This window comes from Hydrogenivirga sp. 128-5-R1-1 (assembly GCF_000171895.1).
The window spans coordinates 1-5,715 of record NZ_ABHJ01000031.1; the positions used below are offsets into that span (position 1 = coordinate 1).

The following is a 5,715-nucleotide window of genomic DNA, read 5'->3' on the forward strand; positions in this document are numbered from 1 at the left end:
TTTTCAAGTAAATGCTCATAAGGTATATTATATCCTTTTTGCTTTAACTCTTCGTATCTTCTTCTTGCTCTTTCTCCTGGAGAGGCAGTTAAGAAAATTTTAATATCAGCATTTGGGAAAACCACAGTTCCAGTATCCCTTCCTTCCATAACCACACATTTTTCCTTTTCTGCCATTTTTCTCTGCATTTCAACTAATTTTTTCCTTACTATAGGAATTTTTGCAACTTTTGATGCCATTTTTGCAACATTTTCATTTTTTATTTTATCGGTAATATTTTCACCATCTAAAATTACTTTCTCACCTTTTAGCTGGATTTCAGTATTTTCAAGTAATTTTTCTAAATCTTCCTGAGAAAATTTTCCACCTATTTTAAGTATTTTATATGCAACAGCCCTATACATTGCACCAGTATTTATATATGTGCAGTTTAATTTTTGGGCAATCAGTTTTGCGATTGTACTTTTTCCTGCTCCGGCAGGTCCATCTATTGCTATTATCATCATAGTATCTCCTTAATTTCTTCTGGTTTAGTTAGCACTAAATTTGCTTTAATGTCTTTGTTATGTAGAGTTTGATTTAAGATAAATTTTACATTTTTATTTTCCTCATTGTTAAAATTTTCAACCATCAGTTTATCTGCTTTTGTATCTCCTATGTAATAAACAGGATTTTTATAAGGTATTTTCTCAAAAAACAGTTTCATTGGATAGCTTGAAGGTTTTCTTAAATGAGCTTCCGGAATATTATCTTCTGTTATTATCTGGTCAAAATACCTGTACAGGTCAAACTTTTTAAAAGAATAATCTAAATCTTCAAAGGGCCTTCCTGTTATAACTCCAGTATAATCTGCTTTTTCTTTTATTTGTTTTAAAACTTCTTTTGGAAAAATTAATTCCTCTTTATCTCTATGGATTTTGTACCTATTTTCAAAATACTCAACTAAGTTTTCGTATTCTGGAAGTTTTACACCATAAACAACAGCAAATTTGTAAAAATCTTCTAAAGAAGAGGAAAATTTTTTAAACTCATCTTTAAAATCTTCAAGAAGCAGTCCTGATTGAACATATAATATTCCGGCAATAGATGCGTCCCAGTCGTTATTAATATTAAATGTAAATTTTATATCTAACAACTCTTCAAGGCTTGTTTTTTTTCCTGTGAAAAATTCAACAGTGTCTTTAATTGAAAAGTGGTAGGATTTTGATACATCAAGCAAAACTCCATCAACATCAAAGATAACTATCATGCTCTCTCCTTAATACTATCTATTATCTCTTTTATTTTACCCATATATGAAAACAAGGTATTTATTGCCTCTGCCACTTCACCATACATATATGGATATTCATGAGTAATGCTATTTCTTAAATTTCTCATTTCAAACCAGAATTCTTCATCTATAAAAATACCTATCTTTTCAGCCTTATGTATAACATCAATCATGGTTAAATGTTCAATTAATTCCCCTTCTTTTAAAAGAAATGTTCTAATTATTTTTCCTAAAGTATCCTGAAGTTTTATGTATCTGTAAGCTATCTGGTCAAGTATCTTTAAATAATTTTCATCGTTTACGAATTTTTTTATTTCTCTTTCTGATAGGGGATAAAATGGTTTAATATCATTTAAATCCTTATCTAAAATATAAAAATGTTTTTCTACTTCTTGAAGAAAAAATTGAAATTTTTTATCAATAATGTCTTTTTTCAAATCTTTACCCCTGTTTTTACAGCTGTTTCTTCTATCTCATTTTTAGGATTGTCAGTTATAATCACGTCTATTTTTTGTTCCCCTAATTTTTTATAAAGCTTTGCTGTAAATTTTAGCTTTTTTTTGAATTTATCAACTAAATTTTCTGTAAGTATTAAAATATCAATATCTCCACCTTTTTTTGATAAATCTGTTCTGCTTCCAAAAATATACACTTTAGAATTTTTACCAAAGATTTCCTCAGCAATTTCCTTTATAATATTGATTTGTTTAGAGGTTAGTCTAACTTGTTTCATAGCATATAAATTATACATTAGTAGGAGAAAGTAAACAAAGATGGCTCAAAAAGAAACTCCTATGGTTGCTCAGTACAACAAAATAAAAGCAAAATATCCTGAAGAGCTTCTTTTATATAGACTTGGTGATTTTTATGAGCTTTTCTATGAAGATGCCCATATTGGAGCAAGGGAGCTTAATATTGCTCTTACAAAGAAAAAGGTTGGTAAAGATAAATATATCCCAATGTGCGGAATTCCTTACCATTCGGCAGATAGTTATATCACAAGGCTTGTAGCAAAAGGTTATAAAGTTGCAATCTGTGAACAGCTTGAAGATGCTTCAACCGCTAAAGGCATAGTTAAAAGAGATGTCATAAGGGTAATAACTCCTGGAACATTTTTTGAAAATGAAAAACTAAAATCTGCTTTAATGGCAGTTGATAAAATAAGAAACAGATATGCAGTTTCGTATTTAGACCTTTCCACAGGAGATTTTATTGGTACACTTTTAAACAAAGATGAGCTTTTGTCTTTTATAGGGAAATTCCAACCAAAGGAAATTTTAATCAGACCTGAGTTTGATAAATCTGTTATAGAGGAAAACTTTAAACATATATTTTTCTCAACTATTCCAGATGATTTTTTTGAAAGTGAAAATGAACTTTATTCATATTTTAAAGTTTTAGACTTTCAGTCTTTTGGATTTACAAAAAAAGAAGAACCTGTGATAAAACCTGTTTCAGCAGTATTCAAATATGCAAAACACACCCAGAAAAGCTTCCTGCCGTTTATAAAAAAGCCTTCTCCTTACAGAGAAGATATATATATGAGGCTTGATTATTCGGCTCAAAAACATTTAGAACTTGTCCATTCAAATGAAGGAAATGTTGCTCTTTTCAATGTTATAAATAAAACTTTAACTGGAATGGGAAAAAGAAAACTAAGATTTTTCCTGCTCCACCCTTTAAAAAATAAAGAAAAGATAATAGAGCGTCAAAATGCTGTAGAAGAGCTAATAAAAAAATCTGAACTTAGAAATCAATTGAGAGAAATTTTAAAAGATATATTTGATATAGAAAGACTTGTTTCAAAAATTTCCTCTAATACCTTAAACCCACGGGATATGGTTGCCCTAAGAGAGTCTTTAAAAAAATCACAAAACTTAAAATCTTATGAAAATAAGGTAAATTCTACTTATTTAAAAAGTATTTTTTCACAAATTGAAGATTTTGAGTATTTAGTAGATAAACTTGATAGATATTTAGAAGATAATCCTCCAATTCATCTAAAAGAAGGAAAACTTATAAAAAAAGGTATTAACCCATATCTTGATGAATTAAAGGAAATAAAAGAAAAAGGAAATAAATGGGTTAAAGAATTTCAGGAAAAAGAAAGACAGGCAACAGGTATAGCAAGTTTAAAAGTTGGATTTAACAAAGTAATGGGGTACTACATTGAAATTACAAAGCCAAATTTAAAATTTGTTCCACCACATTATAAAAGAAGGCAGACCCTCTCAAATGCTGAAAGATTTACAACAGAAGAACTTCAATCCTTTGAAGAAAAAATACTTTCTGCAGATGAAAAGATAAAAGCTTTAGAGTATGAAATATTTATGAACCTGAGAGAAGAAGTAAGCCTTATTTCAGATATAATTGCAAAAACTGCCTCAGCTATCGGAGAGCTTGACGCTGTTCTCAGCCTTGCACAGCTTGCGGTAGAAAAAGGATGGATAAAACCTGAAATAATAGAAGGAAAAGAGCTTTACATTGAAGAAGGGGTACATCCTGTAATTGCAAATTATAATCCTGATTTTGTCCCAAACAGTTTAAAAATGGATGAAAACAGCTATTTTCATATAATAACTGGTCCAAATATGGCTGGTAAAAGTACATTTATAAGACAGTCTGCGATACTTGTTATACTTTCACATATTGGCTCTTTCATTCCAGCTAGAAAGGCTGTTATTCCAGTTTTTGACGGCGTGTTTACAAGGATAGGTTCTGCAGATGCACTTGCAAAAGGTCTTTCAACATTTATGGTTGAGATGCTTGAGATGTCAAACATAGTTTCAAATGCAACAAAAAACAGCTTTGTTGTACTTGATGAAGTTGGAAGAGGAACAAGTACTTATGACGGTCTTTCTCTTGCGTGGGCAATTTCTGAATATCTGGTAAAAAATGTAAAAGCAAAAACATTATTCGCAACCCATTACCATGAACTCACGCAACTTGAGGAAGAACTGCCTCAGGTGAAAAATTATCACATGCATATTTATGAAGAAGGTGATAAAGATATAAAATTTACATATCGGGTACTTGAAGGTTTTACAAATAAATCTTACGGAATACATGTTGCAAAACTTGCTGGAATTAAGGATGAAATTATAGAAAGAGCCTATGAAATTCTTGAAAAATTTGAGAACAGCCATGAACTTGAAGATATATTCCAAGTTGAAAATAAAGAATTTCCAAAGGTATTAAGACAGCCAAAACAGGAATATAAACCGGAAGAAGAACTTCCAATATTTAAACAGCTTCAAACTATAGAGCAAGAAAACGCATATAAAGAAATAATTGAGCAGTTAAAAAGTTTAGATATTGCAAATTTGACACCTCTACAGGCTTTGAATATTTTAAATGAGATTAAAAGTAAGTTAAAATAAGGTTAGAAAGTTTAAGCAGAGGAAAGAATTGATAGATTTAAACAAACTAAAATTTGATGAAAGAGGCTTAATACCTGTAATTACTCAAAGCTACTACACAGGAAAGGTTTTAATGCAGGCTTATGCAAACAAAGAAGCTATTCAAAAAACAATTGAAACAGGATATGCAACATATTTTTCACGCTCAAGAAATGAGCTTTGGGTAAAAGGTGAAACTTCAGGAAATAAACAAAAAGTTGTAGATATAAAAATAGACTGTGATGAAGATAGTATAATTTACCTTGTAAAAGATTATGGGGTTGCATGTCATACAGGTGAGGAAAGCTGTTTTTATAGAGATTTAAAACTTGAAAAATCAGAAAAACCTCCGGCTTTTGAAATATTCCACGCTTTGTATGAAAAGCTAAAAGAAAGAAAAGAAAAAATGCCTGAAGGGTCTTACGTTGCATCTTTATTTAAAAAAGGCAGTGATAAGATAATCCAGAAAGTTGGTGAAGAAGCTGTAGAAACAGTTATAGCCTTAAAAAATAAAGACAAAGATGAAATAGTTTATGAAACATCTGATTTAATATTTCATCTGATAATTGCGCTTCTTGATGCAGGTGTTAAACTTGAAGACATACAGGAAGAGCTTTTAAGAAGGTATAAATAATGCAGCTGGAAAATTTAAGGCTTGTATATTATGCTTTGGCAGATGAAATAAGATTAAAAATACTAAAACTTCTTGTTGATAATGGAGAGCTTTGTGTTTGCGAGCTTCAGCCAATATTAAACATTTCACAGCCAAATCTATCTTTTCATCTAAGAATTTTAAGAGATGCGAACCTTGTAAATGTAAAAAAAGAAGGTAAGTGGAAATATTATTCTATAAATGAAGAAAATGAAATTTTAAAAGCAAACCTGCCGTTTATACAATCTTTAGAAATTAAAGAAAAAATCCAGCCAAATATCTGTAAAATAGAGAAAAAATAAATTTGAGCTAAAAATATAATTAAAATCATATTGACTTTTTTATCGTTTTATATAAAATATTATTTATATAAATATTTTTTTATGTGAGGT

Annotated in this window: 7 protein-coding genes; 3 read left to right on the plus strand and 4 right to left on the minus strand. The window is 29.7% G+C overall.

Annotation, left to right across the window (positions count from 1 at the left end):
* The 4 genes from cmk to HG1285_RS06215 form a co-directional block, all read right to left on the minus strand.
* Positions 1-506: (d)CMP kinase (gene cmk / locus HG1285_RS06230; RefSeq protein ID WP_032496792.1), on the minus strand; the 506-nt coding region annotated here is incomplete at its 3' end.
* Positions 503-1,249, minus strand: coding sequence for an HAD hydrolase-like protein (locus tag HG1285_RS06225; RefSeq protein WP_008288191.1), 747 nt, complete (start codon positions 1,247-1,249; stop codon positions 503-505). The genes cmk and HG1285_RS06225, both read right to left, overlap by 4 nt.
* Positions 1,246-1,710, minus strand: coding sequence for a hypothetical protein (locus HG1285_RS06220; RefSeq protein WP_008288192.1), 465 nt, complete (start codon positions 1,708-1,710; stop codon positions 1,246-1,248). The genes HG1285_RS06225 and HG1285_RS06220 overlap by 4 nt, the downstream gene beginning before the upstream one ends.
* Positions 1,707-2,006 carry a nucleotidyltransferase domain-containing protein gene (locus HG1285_RS06215; RefSeq protein ID WP_008288193.1) on the minus strand — a complete coding sequence of 100 codons (300 nt, stop codon included), beginning with the start codon at positions 2,004-2,006 and terminating at the stop codon, positions 1,707-1,709. Before HG1285_RS06215 ends, HG1285_RS06220 begins: the two co-directional genes overlap by 4 nt.
* Positions 2,007-2,046: 40 nt before the next feature.
* Between HG1285_RS06215 and mutS the strand changes: the two genes are divergently transcribed.
* The 3 genes from mutS to HG1285_RS06200 are packed head-to-tail and all read left to right on the plus strand — an operon-like array spanning position 2,047 to position 5,625.
* Positions 2,047-4,653 carry a DNA mismatch repair protein MutS gene (mutS, locus tag HG1285_RS06210; protein WP_008288194.1) on the plus strand — a complete coding sequence of 869 codons (2,607 nt, stop codon included), beginning with the start codon at positions 2,047-2,049 and terminating at the stop codon, positions 4,651-4,653.
* 31 nt (positions 4,654-4,684) lie between these two features.
* On the plus strand, positions 4,685-5,305 hold the full coding sequence (hisIE, locus tag HG1285_RS06205; RefSeq protein WP_032496794.1) for a bifunctional phosphoribosyl-AMP cyclohydrolase/phosphoribosyl-ATP diphosphatase HisIE: 621 nt from the start codon (positions 4,685-4,687) through the stop codon (positions 5,303-5,305).
* Positions 5,305-5,625 carry a metalloregulator ArsR/SmtB family transcription factor gene (locus HG1285_RS06200; protein ID WP_008288196.1) on the plus strand — a complete coding sequence of 107 codons (321 nt, stop codon included), beginning with the start codon at positions 5,305-5,307 and terminating at the stop codon, positions 5,623-5,625. Before hisIE ends, HG1285_RS06200 begins: the two co-directional genes overlap by 1 nt.
* Positions 5,626-5,715 lie beyond the last annotated feature (90 nt).

Excerpts from the sequence above, each read along its gene's own strand:
- mutS (WP_008288194.1), top strand. The coding sequence starts at position 2,047 with ATGGCTCAAAAAGAAACTCCTATGGTTGCTCAGTACAACAAAATAAAA.
- HG1285_RS06215 (WP_008288193.1), bottom strand. The coding sequence starts at position 2,006 with ATGAAACAAGTTAGACTAACCTCTAAACAAATCAATATTATAAAGGAA.
- HG1285_RS06225 (WP_008288191.1), bottom strand. The coding sequence starts at position 1,249 with ATGATAGTTATCTTTGATGTTGATGGAGTTTTGCTTGATGTATCAAAA.
- HG1285_RS06200 (WP_008288196.1), top strand. The coding sequence starts at position 5,305 with ATGCAGCTGGAAAATTTAAGGCTTGTATATTATGCTTTGGCAGATGAA.